Consider the following 20955-nt stretch of genomic DNA (forward strand, 5'->3'; position numbering starts at 1 on the left):
TTGTCTACCTTACAGTGTACTAAAACCTTTTCAATAAGACAAGATACAATTCGACATTTTTTACACATATGTTCGTACTTGTTTTAGAGGATTCAGCCATCCGTACTTTGTATTTTCATAATCCATAGCTAAAAATGTTAATTCACACTTTCTTAACACCTCAAAGAAAGTCGTTTCCATAGAGACATTTCCAGAGGTATTCATGCGAATATAGTGCGGTTTCACCATTATTTCACCGTACTCCGCTCCCGTATAAAGTGTATGTGTATGATGTGTTCTATCATATTTACCAAGAACGCGCAAAGCTTGTTCTAATTTATGATGAATTTTCATTACTTGCAATGGTTTTGTTATATACATCATTTGTTTATATAACACTTTTTTCTCCGAAAGGGACCCAGATTCTGAAAATCGAGCAAATAAATCAAAAAACAAATATTCACGACCAAAATAAGATTTCGCAATATCCTCTTGAATTAAATACAATTCATACGTTTTCATTTTTCCCCTCCCAATCTGGACAACCTTTTCTCTTCATTATATATAAGAAAATTTGCAATGATTGTCTGACTGCGGAGAGATAAAAAACTTTTTCTGTCGAAAAAACTCATTTACATAGAAAAATCTCTCCATGCCGGAGAGATTTTTCTGAAATCATTAAAGCATTTCTTTTACTTTACGAACAACGTTCTCTACAGTAAATCCATACTCTTCCATAATCTTCTCACCAGGAGCAGAAGCACCGAATGTATCGATACCTAACACATCTCCTTCAAGACCTACGTAACGGTGCCATCCGAATGTAGCACCCATTTCGATTGCGAAACGTTTTGTTACTGCTTTTGGTAATACAGATTCTTTGTACTCTGCAGTTTGAGCTTCAAAACGATCCATAGATGGCATGCTGACAACAGCTGCGTCAACACCGTCTGCTGCTAATGCTTTTTGAGCTTCAACAGCTAGGCTTACTTCAGATCCAGTTGCAAGTAAGATAACATCAGCCGTTTCTTTCTTGCTTGAAGAAACTACATATGCACCTTTTGCTACTTTTTCATACGTATCATCTTTTGCACCTTCTAATGTTGGAAGGTCTTGACGAGTTAATACTAAAGCAGTTGGTTTGTTTGTAGATTCTAAAGCCAGTCTCCAAGCTGCAACAGATTCGTTACCATCAGCTGGACGGATAACAGAAACGTTCGGCATTGCACGAAGCGCTGCTAATTGCTCGACTGGTTCATGTGTTGGACCATCTTCACCAACAGCGATACTGTCATGTGTGAATACATACGTTACTGGCAATTGCATTAATGCTGCAAGGCGAATTGCTGGACGTAAGTAATCAGAGAATACGAAGAACGTACCACCGTAAGTTTTTAAACCGCCATGTAATGCAATACCGTTCATTGCTGCACCCATTGCGAACTCACGTACACCGTACCAAATGTTTTTACCGCTGTAATCATCTCTTGTAAAGTCTTTTTCGTTATTCATGTATGTTTTGTTAGAACCAGCAAGGTCAGCAGATCCACCGAAGAATGATGGTACAGACTCTGCAATTGCATTAATTACAGCACCAGAAGAATTACGAGTTGCTGCTTTTGATCCTAATTCATAAGTTGGTAAGTTTTGCTCCCAACCTTCTGGAAGTTGACCGTTCATTGCTGCTTGGAATTCGTTTGCTAATTCTGGGTATGCTTGTGCATATTCACCTAGCATAGTGTTCCACTCTGCTTGCGTAGTTTCACCAACATCTTGTACTGTTTTACGGAAGTTGTCGTATACCTCTTCTGCTACGTGGAAATCTTGCTCAGCAGTCCAAGCATATGCTTCTTTCGTTAATTTTGTTTCTTCTACACCAAGTGGAGAACCATGTGAAGCTGATTTTCCTGATTTGTTTGGAGAACCGAAACCAATTGTCGTTCTTACTTCAATTAGCGTTGGGCGTTTTTCGTCAGCTTTCGCTTCTTCAATTGCTTTCGCGATTGCTTCAATATCGTTTCCATCCTCAACACGGATTACTTGCCATCCGTATGCTTTGTAACGATCTTCTACACTTTCAGAGAATGAACGATTTAAATCGCCATCTAATGAAATATCGTTTGAATCATAAAGCACAACAAGGCGACCTAATTGTAAATGAGCAGCTAATGAAGATGCTTCAGCAGAAACGCCTTCCATTAAATCTCCATCACCACAAATAGCGTATGTATAATGATCTACTACATTATACGCATCACGGTTATATTTAGCAGCTAAATGTCTTTCAGCCATTGCCATACCTACAGCAGTTGCAATACCTTGTCCAAGTGGACCAGTCGTTGCATCTACACCAGCTGTATGACCGTACTCAGGATGTCCTGGAGTTTTGCTTCCCCATTGACGGAAGTTCTTTAAGTCATCCATTGTTACATCATAACCAGATAGGTGAAGTAGGCTGTATAATAACATTGAACCATGACCTGCAGATAATACGAAACGATCACGGTTAAACCACGTTGGGTTATTTGGATTGTGTTTCATAAATTGAGTCCATAATGTATAAGCCATTGGTGCTGCACCCATTGGCATTCCTGGGTGACCAGAGTTTGCTTTTTCAATCGCATCGATGGATAATGTGCGAATCGTGTTGATAGAAAGTTGTTCGATTGAATGTGACATGCTATTCTTCCCTTCGCTTATATTAGTAAACGTTTTATACATTTATATGATAGCTTCCCACGCAAGATTATACAACATGTATCGACAAATATGTTGATATTTTTTTGATTTTTTATAAAAAAATCAATGTTTCCGGGAATGTATGGGCATTCAATATGACATACTTTTTCATTATTTTTATTTTAAAAAGAAAGAGAATTATCTGTATATTTATACAAATTTCTTCTATTCTTACTTTTTTAAATACGTTTTTAAAAACATAAAAAAGCATCTAACTTCGATGCTTTTCAAATAAGTTAAACAATCCGTTTCCGAATCGAACTTGAAATCAAATCAATTATAATTACCATTAAAATAATACCTAATAAAATAATACCAACACGAGACCAATTCCGTGAACTCAGCGCAAAAATTAAAGGTGTACCAATCCCTCCCGCTCCAATAACCCCTAAAATCGCAGCGGATCTTACATTAATTTCAAATCTGTATAACGTATACGATAGAAAATCTGGTAACACTTGTGGTAACACTGCATACCAAAGTATTTGAAAACGGTTTGCTCCTGTTGCTAGCAACGCTTCCGTCGGTCCTTTATCTATGTTTTCAATTCCTTCTGAATATAGTTTCCCTAACATTCCAATAGAATGTAATCCTAAAGCTAATACTCCTGCAAAAGAGCCTGGACCAACAGCTTTTATAAATAAAAGAGCCATAACTAATTCAGGAAACGTACGAACAAAACTAAGTACAAATTTCCCAGATCCTGAAGTTAATTTTCCACTACTCATATTCGTTGCCGCCCAAAAGGCAAACGGAACAGATAAAAATGCAGAAATAAATGTACCTAATATCGCAATTGCCAACGTATCAATTAATCCATGTAATAAATCTTCACCATCTGGCAAAGATACATACGACCAGTCTGGATTTAATATCCCTGTCATAATTGCTTTCGTGATTTCACCTGCTGTGTCCTTTATCCCTTCTAATGGTACTCCTGAAAAGGCCCATACATATACAACTGTAAGTGCTATTAAAATAATCCAGCGATATATACTCGGTTTCTTCGGTTTTGGCACAATCATCGTCGTTCTATTCATTATAGTTTCTCCCGCAACAATGTACTAATGTAGTCAATTAACAAAACAACAATAAGGGTATAGATAATTATAGAAGCAGTTTGTTGATATTGTAAAAATCCAAGTGTACGATCATAATATAGTCCAATACCACCTGCTCCTACTAAACCTAGGACAGCCGCTGCACGTACATTCACCTCAAATGTATATAGTACATAGGAAACAAAGTGTGCTTTTACTTGTGGAATGACTCCATAAACAATCCATTGTACCTTAGTAGCCCCTACAGCTGTCATCGCTTCTAGTGGGCCAGGGTCAATTGATTCAATTGATTCATACAACAATTTCGCCACAAGTCCAATTGAAAAAAAAGTAAGAGCCAAAATACCTGGAAGTGGCCCAATTCCAAAAATCGCTACGAAAATAGCCGCCAATAATAAATCTGGTATTGTTCGTATAAAATTTAAAATCATTCGAGCTAGACTGTATAAAAATGTGTTAGTAAACACATTACTTGCTGCAAACAATGCAAGTGGAATAGCTAAAATCGCTCCTAAGGTCGTCCCAATAATCGCCATACGTATTGTATCTAACATCGCTGTTGTAATAACTTGAAAATAACTCCAATCAGGTGGCACCATTTCTTTCAATAGATCTACCATATTTGGAAAACCGTCTACCAGTTTTGAAAATGATGCATCTACTTGTACACTACTACTCCACAGCATTAAAATAACTAAAATAAACGTTAACATATGTTTCAATTTACTCGGCGGCTTCGGTATTTCATTTGAATATATCGTCACGTCATTCATTTTACTGCCACCTCTAATAATTCGCTTTTCTGAGCAACGTCCCCATAAATTTCAGCAAATTTTTCATCCGTTGCTTCTTCTACTAAACCGTCAAAAACAATTTCTCCTGCATGTAATCCGATAATGCGTGTCGCATATTGTCTAGCCAAATCAATAGAATGTAAATTTACAATTGTCGTGATTCCAAAATCTTCATTAATTTTTTTCAAATCATCTAGCACTTGCTTTGTCGTAAGTGGATCTAACGATGCAACAGGCTCATCTGCCAATATGATTTTTGCTTCTTGCGCCAATGCTCTAGCTATCGATACACGTTGCTGTTGTCCTCCTGATAATTCATCAGCACGCGCATATGCTTTTTCTAAAATATTCACTCTTTTTAATGCTTGAAATGCGAGCTCCACATCTTCTTTCGGAAACAAACCTAACGTTGTACGTAATGTGGAATGATATCCAACACGACCAGCTAATACATTTTTTAATACTGTTGATCGCTTTACAAGGTTAAAACTCTGGAAGATCATACCGATATCCCGGCGCATACGCCTTAATCCTTTTCCTTTCGCAGAAGTAATAGACTCACCTTCAATAATGATTTCTCCTTCTGTAATCTCATGAAGACGATTTACGGATCTGAGAAGTGTAGATTTTCCAGCTCCGGATAATCCGACCATTACAATAAACTCACCTTTTTGAATCTTTAAATTTATATTATTCAATCCCCTTGTGCCATTCGGATACATTTTAGAAACATTTCGAAACTCTATCACACATCTTACCTACTTTCAATGTATTATCAATAACTAAAAAACGGCAAACTAACTGAAATCTCACACCTTCCAGCTAGCCGCCATTTCACTATGTATTATTGCGTCTTCACTGTCTTTCCATATTCACGAACAATATCAAATTTACTATCATCAGATTTAATATATCCTTCATGAGAATATACTTCTTTAATGATTTTACGGCCTTCCTCATTTTTTCCAATTTCAATGAAAGCATCTTGTAATTTCTTGCTCCACTCTGCATCTAAATCCGAGCGTACAGAAATTGTATCGTTCGGAATTTTCTCAGTAAATTTCACTATTTTCGTTTGATCAAATATATTCGGATAATCCTTTTTTACAATATTACGAGCATCTTGGAATACAACAGCTGCATCTACGTCACCATTTAAAAGAGCAATAAGCGACTGATCGTGACCTTTTAATGTAACAGGTTTCACATCTTTTAACGGATCAATTCCCTCTTTTAATAGAACAGCTGCAGGCCATACATACCCTGCTGATGATGTTACGTCTTGATAACCAATCTTTTTACCTTTTAAATCTTTTACACTATTTATATTAGAGTCTTTTTTAACAACAAACTCAGATTTATAATAATCTACTAAATCTTTTGTAGGAGCTCCTGTTTCATCCTCTACTCCAAAACGTTGTGCTTGTAAAATTACATTTGCAGCCTTCTTTTCATGTGCTAATACGTACGCTGTTGGCGGTAAAAATCCTACATCTACTTGTTTAGATGCCATCGCTTCTACAATTGTATTGTAGTTCGTTGAAATACTAACTTTTACCGGAATATTTAATTTATCGCTTAATAGCTTTTCCAATGGTTTTGCCTTTGCCTCTAACGTATCCGCATTTTGAGAAGGAACAAATTGAACATTTAAGGTCTTTGGTACATAACCTTTTTTCGTATCTTCATTTTTACTTGCACTGGACTCTTTCGTCCCGCAGCCACTTAATAATCCGGCCGCTAGTACAACTGTTGTACTCATTGCAAAAACTTTTTTCAACATATTAATGCCTCCATTTTTCTTGTTATAAAATAACCTTCCGTAAACATGAAGAAATATATCACATATTTTGATACACAATTGGTTATTTACAGAATCTTTACACATTCTATACATTCACATCAAAATTCACTTCACATATTTGATATGATTAATTGGAAGATAACAATAGAAAAGGTGAGTCATATTGGAACAAAATCAAACTGTAACTTTAAACATCTTATTAACAAGCGATATACATGGCACTGTTTATCCTATTCACTACCAAGATAACTCCCCAGCAGAACTTGGTTTAGCTAAAATTTCTACTCTTATAAAAAAAGAACGTTCCCAAAATACAAACGTTCTTTTAATTGATAATGGCGACTTTATTCAAGGAACACCATTTACTTATCATTACGTTACATACGAAAAAAACAAAAAAAATCCAATGTCCTTATTAGCGAATTACTTACAATATGACGCTGCAATTATCGGCAATCATGAATTTAATTACGGGATGAATATATTAAATAATGCTGTGACTACTGCGAACTTCCCGTACCTATCAGCAAACATATTAGATAAAAACATAAACAAACCCTATTTCGGAAAACCTTATTTAATCAAACAGATTGAATCCAATATAAAAATCGCTATTTTAGGGGTAACAACACATTACATCCCAAATTGGGAACAGGCTCATCACATTAAAGATTTACTATTTGAAGATGCATTAAAGACTACAAAAAAATGGGTTTCTTATATTCGCGAACATGAGAAACCCGATTTATTAGTCGTAGCCTATCACGGTGGATTTGAAAAAGATTTACAAACCGGGGAACCTACTGAAGTGTTAACAGGTGAAAACCAAGGATATGCAATGTGCCATGAAATTGAAGGCATAGATCTTTTACTAACAGGTCATCAACACCGAGAAATTTCTCACACAATGGCTAACGGTGTAACAATTTTACAGACCGGATGCAATGGACACTCAGTCGGAAAAGTAAAAGTAACATTCGAAAAAACGAAACGTAAATGGGTAAAAAAAGAGAGCTCTTCTGAATTATTATCTGTACAAGGAATTGAAGCGGACCAAGATGTACTTTCATTGGTAGCCGATTACGAAGAGAAAACACAAAAGTGGCTTGATCAACCTATTGGAATCATTCAGGGGGACATGCAAATTTCAGATGCTATGCAAACTCGTTTGCACGATCATCCTTTTATCGAATTCATAAATAAAATACAGATGGATATAGCTAAGGTATCAATTTCTTGTACAAGTTTGTTCCATAATACATCTCCAGGTTTCCCGGAACATGTAACAATGCGTGACATCGTTTCTAATTATATTTATCCAAACACATTAAAAGTAATTAGAATAACTGGAGCTGATATAAAAGCCGCTCTTGAACTCTCTGCTTCTTATTTCACATTAAAAACAGATGGATCCATCATCGTAAGTCCTACCTACATAGAACCAAAACCACAACATTATAATTATGATATGTGGGAAGGGATTTCATATGTATTAAACATTTCAAAACCAATTGGTGAAAGAGTAGAATCTTTACAGCATAACAGTGCTCCTCTTAATACGAATGAAGAATATGAAGTTGTAATGAATAATTATCGTGCAAGTGGCGGGGGAAATTTCTTTATGTTTCAAAACAAACCGGTAGTAAAAGATATACCCAAAGATATGTCTGAACTTATCGCTAATTATATATTGGAACATAAAACGATAGAAGCAACAGTTAATAACAACTGGAAAGTTATTAAATAACGATTTTTACAAATAAAAAAAGATGGGCTTCGCCCATCTTTTAATTTAATTTTGCATTATCTTGCTTTTTTAAAGCTTTTAATTTCGTCGGTGTAACATCTGTACCTTCTTCGTTAACAACTTTAATTCCTTTAAGTTCGTTTAACATATTTTGACGAAATCCTTTTAAATATTGTTCACGTAGCGATTGACGCTCACGTTGCTCTTCTTCAGTTAAACCTTCAGCTTTTGCTTTTTTCGCTAAGAAGTTAATGCGTTCAACGAGTTCGTGATTAATCATCTCGAATCCCCCTTCTAATCAAAACTGATTATTATCATACAATAGTTACTCTTCTTTATCAAGCAATTGCTTCGTATACTCTACATATCTACGATGTACAGTCGCCTTTGAAACATTATGACCAAATCCACGTAATGTTGCTGCAATTTCTTCAAACGTGAGTTCACTTTTTCGCAAACGTACAATTTCCTCAATTGGCACTTCTTTTTTCTCTCTTCCTACACTTAAATGACGATTTTTTAAATTATTTTCTGGACGATAACCTTTTTCTACTGCACGTTGCATACCTCGTTTAATTTTCAAATTATGAATCTTTCTTTGATATTCTTCAACAATACCAATAATATCTAATACCATAGAATCAGAATCCGACAATTGTAATTCACCATTATGTGTATGCGTATATACTTTTATGCCTTCTTTATGTAAACAATGCATTAATGCGATCTTCGCATTTCCTCTACCAAGGCGCGTTTCATCTTGTATAAGTAACACATCAATTTGTTCGTCTCGAATTGTATCCAGCACCTCTAATATACCGTCACGTTCAATTGTATATCCACTAGCCTGCTCTTCAATCACCTTAGTAACATTCATTTGATAGCGCTCAGCTAAATGCAATAATTCATCTTTTTGACGTAATAATGATGTTTCTTGCGCTTCTTTCGTTGTACTCACACGTGCATAAATAATTGCATTCATTTTGAACCCCTCTTTCTCCCTATTATTTCCCTATAGTGTAACATAAATCCGCCATTTGTTCGAACTTATGTTTGTAGAATGTTTTTTCACATGTTATACTTATTAATAAGAAAAATGAAAGAAAACGAGGTGTTAGAAAACATGGAAAAGTTAACGAAACGCCAGCAAGACATTCTCGACTTTATTAAGCTAAAAGTACAAGAAAAAGGATATCCACCTTCCGTACGTGAAATTGGTCAAGCAGTCGGCCTCGCTTCTAGTTCTACAGTGCACGGACATTTATCACGATTAGAAGAAAAAGGATACATTCGACGCGATCCAACAAAACCACGTGCCATTGAAATTTTAGGTGAAGACCGAATGGATACGGAAACACAATCTGTTATTCAAGTTCCAATTGTCGGAAAAGTTACTGCCGGTTTACCAATTACAGCGGTCGAAAGCGTAGAGGAACATTTCCCACTTCCAGCTAGTATTGTTGCTGGAGCAGACCAAGTGTTCATGTTACGTATTTCTGGAGATAGTATGATTGAAGCTGGTATTTTCGATGGAGATTTAGTTGTTGTTCGCCAACAACAATCTGCATATAATGGTGAAATTGTAGTCGCTTTAACAGAAGATAACGAAGCAACTGTTAAACGTTTCTATAAAGAAAAAGACCATTTCCGTCTACAACCAGAAAACTCTTCATTAGAACCTATCATTTTAAAACAAGTGTCAGTTATCGGGAAAGTAATTGGCGTATATCGTGATTTACATTAAAAATAATAAAAAGAAGATAATTACCTTATTTATATACGGTAATTATCTTCTTTTTTGTATTTTGATAGATTTCCATACATTCTATTTCTTATTAACGAGTTTCAATCGTCACATCTCCCGCAGCCGTTTTACCGCTAATCTTTTTACTACCATTGCCAATTGTTACGTTATTATTTTCTTCATTAAAAATTGTTACATCTCCGGCAGCACTTTGCCCAGTAATTACCGCATCTTGTGGTTTTTCCGATAAAGTAATATCTATATCTCCCGCAGTTGAACTTGCTTCTAGATTATACTTGGAATCATGATCTTGAATATTTATTTCCCCACTTGTTGTTTTTGCGGTCACTTTCCCTAATACCTTCTTAAAGTTCACCTCACCAGCTTTTGTCGATCCCTCCACATTCTTAGCCGTTACTTGTTTCAACTCTACTTCTCCAGCAAGTGTTCTAACACTTACGCTATCACTTTTCACATCACTCATTTCGATTTGTCCAGCAGATGAATTTACTTTTACATCTTGATAAGAGCGTTCGGGCACAAGGAGAGTCAATTTAGACGTTTGAAACCTAAAATCATAAAAAGAAAAATCAAATGAAGCACCTTTTTCTCTTTCCCCAATAATTTTTAATGTGTCACCATCTTCTGCAATACGAATCTCTTGTTTACGTACATCTCCTGATTGCTTTACATAAAAAGAAGAATCAGGAGATTTTTGGATAACAATATCTCCGGCATCTAACTTAACTTCTATATTTTTTAATGTTTCGTTTTTAATTACATCTTCTTTATCGCCTTTTTCAGCAGTTTGTACTGCTTTTTCATATGTTTGGGAAATTCCTATTACTCCAATAATGATACAAGCGATAGCGATTAAAAATAGTTTTTTCATCATTTACTCTCCTTTTATCATTTTGAAGTTCCATATTACATATCGTACACACAATCTCTTAAACCACTTTGTACTATAAAAAGCGATAATACACAACAATAAACCTACTCCAACAAACGTTATACTAACGAAAAGATCCAACCATATAAAAGTACCCATAAATACTTTTCCAATAACGAAAAATGGTGTTACTACACTAGCAATACCACCAATCCAAAAAGAAAATATAAAAGCAACAATTGCGACTAACGGGCCTAACACAATAATAAAATTAAACAAACTAAGTCCAATCGCTGCCATAACAGCTCTTGTCACATTTGAAGTCGATGGATTTTTTTTCATTTCATCGAAGCGATACATCGCAAGTAACTCTTTTGCGATTACTTTCGGAGAACCAAGGCCCTGAATTATTTCTGATTCAGTTTTCCCCTCTTCTAGTCCAAACTGAAAGTGCTCTTCATAATCCAATAAAATATCTTGCCTCTCTTCCTCTGGTAACTTTCTAAGATAACTTGATAATTCTTTAAGAAACCCTTCTTTACTCATCCCATTCCACCCCTTCAATAATTTCTTGTACCCCTTTCGCAAAATCACGCCATTCTGTTACCAACAAATGAAATTGCGTCTCCCCTTGCTCTGTTAATTGATAATATTTACGAGGTGGCCCTTCTGTAGATTCCTTTAAATACGTTTGAAAATACCCTTCTTTCGTCAAACGACGTAACAAAGGATATACTGACCCTTCCGATATTAAAAATTTATTAGAAATTTGCTGAACAAGTTCATAACCGTAACTATCTTTACGTTTTACAAGTGCTAATACACAAAGTTCAAGCACACCTTTTTTAAACTGAACGTTCAAGTGTTATCCTCCTTTCCTATCTTAGTACTGTTCAATACACGGTACCTGTTTTATCCATAATATACCACTTAGTATTATTTATTGCAAGGTACTAAGCTATATTTATTCCCTAAATTTAGAAAATGAACTAACGAAATTCTGAATAAGACTGTGTTATAACTGAGCATCATTACGTTAATATCATTGAGTAATAATCTGATTCACAAGCCACAAACTTATAGCCTTGCAGATGAGGACATAAAAATCATCGCTCGCGTTGTACAAGGCAGTAAAGAATTATTAAGTTTTAGCACAAGTGATTAAAAAAGATAAGATCAATTCTTTTGAAAAGATTTTCTTAGTAACATGATTCAAAATAACCAAAAACAATCCATTATCTAGTAGTTAACATATCCAATAACTTCACTAAAAAAGCCCTGATACCGTAGTATCAAGGCTTTTATGTGGCTGTTTTTCATTTTGCAACCATATAAAATTGTAATAATAGGGAATTAAAAAACCCTTGATACGAGTTGTATCAAGGGTTCAAGCCTCTTAGTAAAGAGACATATATTGATCGCGTTCCCATTGGTGAACTTGTGTTCTAAAGATATCCCACTCAATCTCTTTCGCTTCGATGAAGTGCTCAAGTAAGTGTTCTCCTAGTGCACCGCATACTACTTCATTAGATTGTAATGTAACTAATGCTTGCGCTAATGTTGCTGGTAAGTCAACGATACCTGCTTCTTCGCGCTCTTCTTTTGTCATTACATAGATGTTACGGTCTACTGCAGCTGGTGGAGTTAATTTGTTTTTAATTCCATCAAGACCTGCAGCTAATAATGTAGCCATTACTAAATATGGGTTTGCAGCTGGGTCAACACTACGTACTTCTACGCGTGTACTAATACCACGAGATGCAGGGATACGTACTAACGGGCTACGGTTTTGTGCAGACCATGCTACGTAACAAGGCGCTTCATATCCAGGTACTAGACGTTTATATGAGTTTACAGTTGGATTTGCTATCGCTGTAAATGCTGGTGCATGTTTTAAAATACCTGCGATGAAGTGACGAGCATCATCACTTAATTGTAAGTCACCGTTTGCATCAAAGAATACGTTCTCACCATTTTTAAATAATGATAAGTTACAGTGCATACCTGAACCGTTCACACCGTATAGTGGTTTTGGCATAAACGTTGCGTGTAAACCATGTTTACGAGCAATTGTTTTTACAACAAGTTTGAATGTTTGAATGTCATCACATGAGCGAATTGCATTTGCATATTTAAAGTCAATTTCGTGCTGCCCTGGAGCAACCTCATGGTGAGATGCTTCAATTTCAAATCCCATTTCTTCAAGTTCAAGAACGATATCACGACGACAGTTTTCCCCTAGATCCATCGGCGCAAGGTCGAAGTATCCACCGTTATCGTTTAGTTCTAATGTTGGATTTCCTTTTTCATCAACCTTAAATAGGAAGAATTCTGGCTCTGGTCCAAGATTGAAGTCTGAAAACCCTAAAGCTTCCATTTCTTTTAACACACGTTTTAAATTGTTACGTGGGTCTCCATCAAATGGAGTGCCATCTGCATTGTAAATATCACAGATTAGTCGAGCTACTTTACCTTTTTCAGCTGTCCAAGGGAAAATTACCCAAGTGTCTAAATCAGGATATAAATACATATCAGATTCTTCAATACGTACGAAACCTTCAATCGAAGATCCATCAAACATCATTTTGTTATCAAGAGCTTTCGTTAATTGTCTCACTGGAATCTCTACGTTTTTAATTACCCCTAAAAGGTCCGTAAATTGTAAACGGATATACTTTACATTCTCTTCTTTCGCCAAACGGAAAATATCTTCTTTTGTGTATCTAGACATTATAAATTCCTCCTTAGTCCCTCTAATCGCCTTCAGAATCAGTTATCTTTAGTGAAAAAATCTTGAAATGTCACCTTGTCGCAATGAAGTTCGATTGAATCTACCTGTATGTTGTAGTTCATCTCGAAGTATTTTGCGAAGCTCAGTTTTTGAAATTTCTTTCGTTTCTTCTTTTACTTTCACTGCTTCTGTTTGATTTTCTTTCATTAGTAACACTTGCTTAATACCAGCCATATTCAAGCCTTGATCTAACAAATCTTTAATCTCTAACAACTTATCTACATCGTTAAATGAAAATAATCTACGATTCCCCTTTGTACGGGTTGGAGAAACAAGATTATGCTCTTCATAGTAGCGAATTTGACGTGCAGACAATTGTGTTAAATCCATAACAATACCAATTGGAAACAGCGGGGCAGAACGTCTATCTTCTTTCATTTTTCAGTTCCTCCTTCGCCTTAACTGCTTCTCATTTTATAACATGTTATGTTTAGTGTCAATAGATGTTAGCTTTTCTTACATGATTTTTTTATAAATTTTTTCATTCTTTTTTCTAATCGCATAAATCGTTACTTTTATACGAAAAAAGCTGCCGATATCGACAGCTCCCCTTTAAGAAATTGTTAATAAATTCTTTTCAATCAATTCATCAATCGCAGAACAAATCGCAATTTTAACATGCGAATACGTTAATCCACCTTGCACATATGCAACATACGGTGGTCTAATCGGACCATCAGCAGATAATTCAATACTTGCACCTTGAATAAATGTTCCCGCCGCCATAATTACATCATCTTCATAACCTGGCATATAGTTTGCATACGGAGTAAAATGCGAATTAATTGGAGATGCATATTGAATCGCTTGACAGAAGGCAACCATACGGTCTTTATCATCAAATTGAACAGATTGAATTAAGTCTGTTCTTGGTGCATTCCACGCTGGTGACGTGTTCATTCCTAACTTTTCTAAAAACGCAGCTGTAAAAATTGCACCTTTCAGCGCTTGTCCTGCAACATGTGGCGCTAAGAAGAACCCTTGATACATTTCTTGCAGACTGTATAAAGACGCTCCAGCTTCCGCACCAATTCCCGGAGATGTTAAACGATATGCACACGCTTCAACATACTGTTCTTTACCGACAATGTAACCACCAGTTTTTACAATTCCCCCGCCTGGGTTTTTAATAAGCGAACCCGCCATTAAATCTGCACCAACATGACACGGCTCTTGCTCTTCAATAAACTCCCCATAACAATTATCTACAAACACAACAACATCAGGTTTAATTTCTTTAACAAACGCGATCATCTCTTTAATTTGAGAAATAGTAAACGATGGACGAGTAGCATAACCTTTCGAGCGCTGAATACCGATCATTTTCGTATTACTATGAATCGCTGCTGCAACAGCTTCAAAATCAACAAGCCCACCTTCAGTTAGCGGAACTGCATTGTAACCAATATTATATTCTTTAAATGAACCTACACCTTTCCCACGCACACCAACGATTTCCTCTAACGTATCATACGGTTTCCCAGTAATGTACAATAACTCATCTCCTGGACGTAAAATACCGAATAACGCTGTAGAAATAGCGTGAGTACCTGAAATAATTTGCGGACGAACAAGTCCAGCTTCCGCCCCAAATACATCAGCATACACTTTTTCTAACGTATCACGGCCAATATCATCATAACCATAACCTGTCGTCGGGATAAAATGCGAGTCACTAATTTTATGTTTACGAAAACTTTCTAATACACGAAACTGATTACTTTCAATTACTTCATCCGCACGTTTATGCACTTCTGTAATCTGACTCTCTACTTCTTTTACGATTGGAGCAATTTTTTCTCCATTTTTCAAACGATCAAACATTTTTATTTTCTCCTTCTTCCACTAAAAATCTCTTTAATTGCACATTAAGCGATGAATGAGTAAAAATATACCCTGCACAATCATATACAAATTTATCTTCCAGAAACTCCATCTTTGCTAATAGCGTTTCCGTCTTTAAAAGCGTTAATAACTTACCTTCACTCGGAGGGATTTCTACTCGATAACGATCCATTTCTTTCTTCATTTTCATTTCTATCGCTTCTTTTATACGCAATACATCACTTTCTTCAAAAGCGCTAGTCATTAAGAAATCACTTTTCGGAAACGGAATAAAGTTTTGATGTAATTCATCTTTTTTATTATATAACGTAATAATAGGAATATGATTAATTTCAAGTTCTGATAATAATCGTTTTACTGTTTTTTCATGCCCTATGTAGTTAGGATCCGCAGAATCAACTACATGTAAAATAACATCTGCTTCCCCCGCTTCTTCCAGTGTTGAACGAAAAGCAGCAATTAATGAAGTGGGTAAATCTTGTATAAAACCAACAGTATCAGTTAGTAATACTGTATAACCAGAAGGTAAGGGCATCTTCCTCGTCGTTGGGTCTAGTGTTGCAAACAGAAGGTTTTCTTCAAACGTATTAGCTTCCGTTAATCTATTAAACAGTGTCGATTTCCCTGCATTTGTATAGCCTATTAATGAAATTTGAAATACTTTATTGTCTTTTCTTCTCTCACGATATCTTTTTCGGTGTTCCACAACAACTGCAAGTTGTTTCTTTATTTCATCAATACGCGATCGAATATGACGACGATCCGTCTCAAGTTTCGTCTCACCCGGTCCTCTCGTTCCAATACCACCACCAAGACGTGATAAGGACAACCCTTGCCCCATAAGACGTGGCATTGTATATTGCAACTGAGCTAATTCTACTTGAAGCTTACCTTCCCTCGACTTCGCACGTTGCGCAAAAATATCTAGTATTAGTTGCGTTCGATCAATTACTCTCGCATCTAATACTGAGGATAAATTCCGAATTTGACTCGGCGTTAATTCATTATTAAATATAATAACATCCGGCTCTAATTCTTCAGTTAGCATTGTAAGCTCTTCTAATTTCCCTTTACCTATGTAAGTTGCCGGATGAAACTTCGGTCGTTTTTGCGTTGTTGAAACTAACACTTCCGCTCTCGCAGTCTTAGCTAGTGATGCAAGCTCTTTCATGGAATGCATAAATTTTTCATCATCATCTTGCGGCAATTGACAGCCTACTAATATGACTTTTTCTTTTTCTTCCATCAAATATGTTCACTCATCCTTTTCGAAATTTAAACCTTCTAATATAATAGCAGAGGAAGCACATTTCATCTAGTTAGCGGGGGAGAAAATTCATGGCATGGGAGATTTTTAGCATCATAGGCACAATCGCTTTCGCACTAAGCGGAGCCATTGTTGCAATGGAAGAGGATTATGATATTTTCGGGGTGTATATTTTAGGAATGGCAACCGCATTTGGGGGAGGTGCCCTTCGTAATTTATTAATCGGTTATCCGATTGTCGCGTTTTGGCAACAAGACATGTTATTCCAAATCGCACTTTTATCAATGACTATTATTTTTCTTTTTCCAAATAAGTTAATTAGACATTGGAAAAAGTGGGAAAATATCACTGACGCTATCGGCTTATCAGCATTTGCTGTACAAGGAGCATTATATGCTCAAAAATTAAATTTACCAATTAGCGCCACAATCGTGGCAGCTGTTTTAACTGGTATCGGCGGCGGTATCATTCGCGACCTTTTAGCCCGCAGAAAACCTCTCGTTCTTCGAGCTGAAGTATATGCCTTTTGGACAATTTTAGCAGGTTTCTTAATTGGCGCTCAAATTATTGTTAGCGATTGGGCCCTTTACATTTTATTCATTTTAATTGTTTGCTTCCGCATGGTTTCTATTCATTACAAATGGCATTTACCGCACAGACGTATCGAAACGAAAGAACGTTCAATGCATAAATAGCAATCTAACCTCTTTACATATCGTAAAGAGGTTTTTCTTTTCTAACGATTTTTTCTTTATATAATGTTTATACTAATTTTTAAAGTGAGGTGAATACAAATGACAAACCACGTTAATAAAGGAGCTCAAAAAAGTTCAGTAAACCAATTTGGACACGACCCTAATTCAGCACACGAAAAGAGCGCTAAAATGGAACGCTTCCATAAAGCGCACCAAGAAAAAGCAAAAAAAGAGTAAACGAACTTATACACAAAAATAGACGCACAGTTTATGTACTGTGCGTCTCCTCTTCGAGCATCAAATCCATACTCGATATTCCAATTAAATCATTTTTATCATACGTATCTTCTTGCAACAACCGCATCGCCTGTGTACGAATTGATTTTTCAACAATATTCCGTACATACCGCCCATTACTAAACGATGTAATTTGCGACGAATACTTCACCGCATGTAAATGATCCCTAAATTTCCATTCAGCTTCTTTTGATAACTGATATTCACGATCTTCATACATTCTCTTTCCAATTTCCAATAGCTGATTTACCGAGTAATCCGCAAATTCAATAATAAATGGAAAACGAGATTGCAGCCCTGGATTTAATGAAAGAAAGTGATTCATCTCTCTTGAATATCCAGCTAAAATCAATACAAAACCATGTTGTTTATCTTCCATATGTTTTACAAGCGTATCAATTGCTTCTTTTCCAAAGTCCTTCTCTCCTCCTCGAGCTAAAGAATACGCCTCATCAATAAACAAAATACCTCCCATTGCTTTTTTTATTAAGTCTCTTGTTTTTTGAGCTGTATGGCCGATGTACTCTCCTACAAGATCAGCACGTTCAGCTTCAACCAAGTGGCCTTTCGATAGAATATTCATCTCAAACAGCAATTTTCCTATCATTCTAGCAACAGTCGTCTTCCCTGTACCCGGATTCCCTTTAAACAGCATATGAAGCACTTGCTTCTCAGACTTCAATCCCTTCTCTTGTCTTTTTTTATTCACATAAATCCAAGCATATATTTCTTTTATTATCTTTTTTATATCATCCATCCCAACAAGCTTCCCCATCTCTTCTTCAATTCTCTGCAGCATTTCATGTTTAATTGTAGTTTCATTTGAAATTACCGTTTTATTTTCTGCGGCTGGCAAAGAAATTTTCTTTCGATGGTTTAACACAATATTAATTTGATTGTTGTTTTTCTTTCGCATCGATTGTTCCATACAATCACCTCATTTTATCCCGCTATTTGCGAGCAGTAAGACTCCCACCTCGACATTCAGCAAACGTTTGGTATTTAAGCGGGAGATAACCGCCCGTAAATGCCCGATTGGTTCAACTAATAATCGCAGAGGATGAACAAAATCCCCACTGATTATAGTTTCACTTTATCCACTCACCAAATATTATTATTCCTGTCCCCCTTGTAAATGCCTATTTTCAGAAAAGTTTGCTATAATATAAGAAATAATTAAGGTGGTGGGACTATGGAGACAACGGAATTCCATGATACAATACAAGCCTTTTCTATTTTTTTATTGAATAAAGGCCGAAAACCCTCAACTATTAAACGTTATGTTTATGACGTTGAAGACTTCGGACATTGGTTAGAAAAAAACAAAAAGCTCCCTTCCAGTAATATATGGGCTACACTTTGTACAAAAGACTACGAAGATTACTTTTCCGATTTAAAAACGAATCGACATTACTCAGAAAAAACGATGCATCGTGTATTTACTGTATTAAATAGAATGCATCACTTTCTAAACATTCCCAATCCATTGAAGAATATGGAAATATCTATTCAACCAGACCGTACACTTCGTAACGAAGATTTCATTTCACCTGATGAAGAAAAAAGATTAAAGTATATAGTCACTTCATTAGAAGGACTTTCAGAAAAACAACTTCCTGTGCGCCCTTTATTAATGGATCGCAATATTGCTATTTTAAATCTATTGATCGACTACGGTTTATCCTTACAGGAACTTACAGCATTAACAATGCATCACGTTCACTTTGAAACTAACACATTGTCAATCCCAGCAACCGCAGGTGTAGAAAGAACAATTACATTAGCAAAAGAAGACAAAAAACAACTATATAATTATTACAAAAGTATCCCAGAACCAGTTCGTCCTAAGTATCATAGTGATGATTCATTGTTTGTCGCATTTGATTTTAACCGCGGAACATACAGGTGGGTATATGAAAATGATGCACCAAAGGCATTAACGGAAATTGCTATACAAAAAATGATTCGCCTCGAAGTGGCTAGAGCCAATTTACGTAAAGGAATTTCAGGACAACATTTTCGTAACACCTATATTTTAAACTTAATAAAAAAAGAAACTCCTGAATCAGAAATTATAAAGCTCGCTGGATTCAAATCAAAAATTTCATTAAAGCGATATTATCAATACGCAGAAAATAGAAAAAACGCCTTATTGTAAGGCGTTTTTTCTATTTTTTCTTTAAACAAACGATTTTACTATGACCATTTAACTAATTTCTGCATCTACTATGATGAGTTTCGTTCACATTTTCGTGAGAAAGGAGAGATTTAATGTCTCGTTATAACGACAATCAAAACAAATTCTCCAAACCATGCTTTCCAAGTAGCGCTGGACGAATCCCAAATACTCCATCAATCCCAATTACTAAAGCTCAACTTAGAACATTTCGTGCGATTATTATTGATTTAACAAAAATAATCCCAACACTTTTTGCAAATCCATCTCCCCAAAATATTGAAGATCTAATCGATACATTGAACCTACTAAGTAAATTTATTTGTTCACTAGACGCTACTTCCTCCCTGAAAGCACAAGGGTTAGCTATTATTAAAAACTTAATAACTATATTAAGAAATCCAACCTTTGTAGCAAGCGCTGTATTTATTGAGCTTCAAAATCTCATTAACTATTTACTATACATTACAAAATTATTCCGAATTGACCCTTGCACACTTCAAGAGCTTCTTAAATTAATAGCAGCATTACAAACTGCTCTAGTTAATTCTGCTTCGTTCATTCAAGGACCTACCGGACCTACTGGACCAGCAGGCGCTACTGGTGCTACCGGACCTCGAGGTAACACGGGCGCTACTGGCGCTACCGGACCTCAAGGTAACACGGGCGCTACTGGCGCTACCGGTGCCACTGGACCTCGAGGTAACACGGGCGCTACCGGCGCTACTGGACCTCAAGGTAACACGGGTGCTACTGGCGCTACCGGTGCCACTGGACCTCAAGGTGTTCAAGGTAACACAGGTGCTACCGGTGCCACTGGACCTCAAGGTGCTCAAGGTAACACGGGTGCTACCGGCGCTACTGGTGCTACTGGACCTCAAGGTGTTCAAGGTAACACAGGTGCTACCGGTGCCACGGGCGCTACTGGTATAGGAGTTACCGGACCTACCGGACCTTCTGGCGGGCCTCAGGGACCTACTGGACCTCAGGGACCTCAAGGTAACACAGGTGCTACTGGACCTCAAGGTGCTCAAGGACCTGCTGGTGCTACCGGCGCTACTGGACCTCAGGGTGTTCAAGGTAACACAGGTGCTACTGGTGCTACCGGCGCTACTGGACCTCAA

General features: G+C 36.4%; 22 protein-coding genes. 6 read left to right on the forward strand and 16 right to left on the reverse strand.

Annotated features, from left to right (window positions below; all coding sequences use genetic code 11):
- Positions 1-60: 60 nt before the first annotated feature.
- The 6 genes from sirA to IBT51_RS10245 all read right to left on the reverse strand — a co-directional run bounded on the left by sirA (position 61) and on the right by IBT51_RS10245 (position 6356).
- Entirely contained in the window at positions 61-501 is a 441-nt protein-coding gene (gene sirA, locus IBT51_RS10220; RefSeq protein WP_000860652.1) for a sporulation inhibitor of replication protein SirA, read from the reverse strand.
- A 156-nt stretch (positions 502-657) separates the two neighbouring features.
- The gene (gene tkt / locus IBT51_RS10225) at positions 658-2658 is read right to left on the reverse strand and encodes a transketolase (RefSeq protein WP_000019776.1); all 2001 of its coding nucleotides are present in this window, start codon (positions 2656-2658) and stop codon (positions 658-660) included.
- Between the two features lie 296 nt (positions 2659-2954).
- On the reverse strand, positions 2955-3758 hold the full coding sequence (gene phnE, locus IBT51_RS10230; protein ID WP_001082388.1) for a phosphonate ABC transporter, permease protein PhnE: 804 nt from the start codon (positions 3756-3758) through the stop codon (positions 2955-2957).
- The gene (gene phnE, locus IBT51_RS10235; protein ID WP_001000774.1) at positions 3758-4552 is read right to left on the reverse strand and encodes a phosphonate ABC transporter, permease protein PhnE; all 795 of its coding nucleotides are present in this window, start codon (positions 4550-4552) and stop codon (positions 3758-3760) included. Before phnE (IBT51_RS10235) ends, phnE (IBT51_RS10230) begins: the two co-directional genes overlap by 1 nt.
- Entirely contained in the window at positions 4549-5322 is a 774-nt protein-coding gene (gene phnC / locus IBT51_RS10240) for a phosphonate ABC transporter ATP-binding protein (RefSeq protein WP_000569234.1), read from the reverse strand. The genes phnE (IBT51_RS10235) and phnC overlap by 4 nt, the downstream gene beginning before the upstream one ends.
- 95 nt (positions 5323-5417) lie before the next feature.
- Positions 5418-6356 carry a phosphate/phosphite/phosphonate ABC transporter substrate-binding protein gene (locus IBT51_RS10245; RefSeq protein WP_000915063.1) on the reverse strand — a complete coding sequence of 313 codons (939 nt, stop codon included), beginning with the start codon at positions 6354-6356 and terminating at the stop codon, positions 5418-5420.
- Between the two features lie 184 nt (positions 6357-6540).
- Between IBT51_RS10245 and IBT51_RS10250 the strand changes: the two genes are divergently transcribed.
- Positions 6541-8124 (forward strand): bifunctional metallophosphatase/5'-nucleotidase, encoded by a 1584-nt coding sequence (locus IBT51_RS10250; RefSeq protein WP_200458083.1) that lies wholly within the window; start codon positions 6541-6543, stop codon positions 8122-8124.
- Between the two features lie 40 nt (positions 8125-8164).
- Here the strand turns inward: IBT51_RS10250 and IBT51_RS10255 are convergent, their stop codons facing one another.
- Both IBT51_RS10255 and IBT51_RS10260 read right to left on the reverse strand, forming a co-directional pair.
- Positions 8165-8404 (reverse strand): DUF896 domain-containing protein, encoded by a 240-nt coding sequence (locus IBT51_RS10255; RefSeq protein WP_000607015.1) that lies wholly within the window; start codon positions 8402-8404, stop codon positions 8165-8167.
- Between the two features lie 45 nt (positions 8405-8449).
- A complete protein-coding gene (locus IBT51_RS10260) occupies positions 8450-9106 on the reverse strand; it encodes a YneB family resolvase-like protein (protein WP_000991471.1) in 657 nt (218 codons plus the stop codon).
- Between the two features lie 141 nt (positions 9107-9247).
- On the opposite strand from IBT51_RS10260, the gene lexA reads away from it, so the two are divergent.
- Complete coding sequence (gene lexA / locus IBT51_RS10265; RefSeq protein ID WP_000413738.1) at positions 9248-9868, forward strand: transcriptional repressor LexA; 621 nt, start codon at positions 9248-9250, stop codon at positions 9866-9868.
- 91 nt (positions 9869-9959) lie between these two features.
- On the opposite strand, the gene IBT51_RS10270 is transcribed toward lexA, so the two are convergent.
- The 7 genes from IBT51_RS10270 to hflX form a co-directional block, all read right to left on the reverse strand.
- The gene (locus IBT51_RS10270) at positions 9960-10763 is read right to left on the reverse strand and encodes a DUF4097 family beta strand repeat-containing protein (RefSeq protein WP_001986547.1); all 804 of its coding nucleotides are present in this window, start codon (positions 10761-10763) and stop codon (positions 9960-9962) included.
- On the reverse strand, positions 10764-11306 hold the full coding sequence (locus tag IBT51_RS10275; RefSeq protein ID WP_000031386.1) for a DUF1700 domain-containing protein: 543 nt from the start codon (positions 11304-11306) through the stop codon (positions 10764-10766).
- On the reverse strand, positions 11299-11622 hold the full coding sequence (locus tag IBT51_RS10280; RefSeq protein WP_001102628.1) for a PadR family transcriptional regulator: 324 nt from the start codon (positions 11620-11622) through the stop codon (positions 11299-11301). The genes IBT51_RS10275 and IBT51_RS10280 overlap by 8 nt, the downstream gene beginning before the upstream one ends.
- Positions 11623-12156: 534 nt before the next feature.
- On the reverse strand, positions 12157-13491 hold the full coding sequence (gene glnA, locus IBT51_RS10285) for a type I glutamate--ammonia ligase (RefSeq protein ID WP_000092763.1): 1335 nt from the start codon (positions 13489-13491) through the stop codon (positions 12157-12159).
- Positions 13492-13539: 48 nt separating this feature from the next.
- Positions 13540-13929 carry a transcriptional repressor GlnR gene (glnR, locus tag IBT51_RS10290; RefSeq protein WP_000656783.1) on the reverse strand — a complete coding sequence of 130 codons (390 nt, stop codon included), beginning with the start codon at positions 13927-13929 and terminating at the stop codon, positions 13540-13542.
- Positions 13930-14103: 174 nt separating this feature from the next.
- Positions 14104-15375: a methionine gamma-lyase family protein gene (locus IBT51_RS10295; RefSeq protein WP_069356096.1), complete on the reverse strand. Its 1272-nt coding sequence runs from the start codon at positions 15373-15375 to the stop codon at positions 14104-14106.
- Positions 15368-16642, reverse strand: coding sequence for a GTPase HflX (gene hflX / locus IBT51_RS10300; protein ID WP_069356097.1), 1275 nt, complete (start codon positions 16640-16642; stop codon positions 15368-15370). Before hflX ends, IBT51_RS10295 begins: the two co-directional genes overlap by 8 nt.
- A 92-nt stretch (positions 16643-16734) precedes the next feature.
- Here hflX and IBT51_RS10305 point away from each other — a divergent pair, with 92 nt between their 5' ends.
- Both IBT51_RS10305 and IBT51_RS10310 read left to right on the forward strand, forming a co-directional pair.
- On the forward strand, positions 16735-17358 hold the full coding sequence (locus IBT51_RS10305; protein WP_000312267.1) for a trimeric intracellular cation channel family protein: 624 nt from the start codon (positions 16735-16737) through the stop codon (positions 17356-17358).
- A 99-nt stretch (positions 17359-17457) separates the two neighbouring features.
- On the forward strand, positions 17458-17595 hold the full coding sequence (locus tag IBT51_RS10310; RefSeq protein WP_000181505.1) for a hypothetical protein: 138 nt from the start codon (positions 17458-17460) through the stop codon (positions 17593-17595).
- A 31-nt stretch (positions 17596-17626) separates the two neighbouring features.
- Here the strand turns inward: IBT51_RS10310 and spoVK are convergent, their stop codons facing one another.
- Positions 17627-18583, reverse strand: a complete 957-nt coding sequence (spoVK, locus tag IBT51_RS10315; RefSeq protein ID WP_000438177.1) for a stage V sporulation protein K — start codon at positions 18581-18583, stop codon at positions 17627-17629.
- Positions 18584-18847: 264 nt separating this feature from the next.
- On the opposite strand from spoVK, the gene IBT51_RS10320 reads away from it, so the two are divergent.
- A complete protein-coding gene (locus IBT51_RS10320; RefSeq protein WP_000450330.1) occupies positions 18848-19813 on the forward strand; it encodes a tyrosine-type recombinase/integrase in 966 nt (321 codons plus the stop codon).
- A 113-nt stretch (positions 19814-19926) separates the two neighbouring features.
- A partial coding sequence (locus tag IBT51_RS10325; protein WP_200483278.1) for a collagen-like repeat preface domain-containing protein occupies positions 19927-20955 on the forward strand: 1029 nt, incomplete at its 3' end.

This window comes from Bacillus sp. S71 (assembly GCF_016625265.1).
In the GTDB taxonomy this organism is placed as follows: domain Bacteria; phylum Bacillota; class Bacilli; order Bacillales; family Bacillaceae_G; genus Bacillus_A; species Bacillus_A cereus.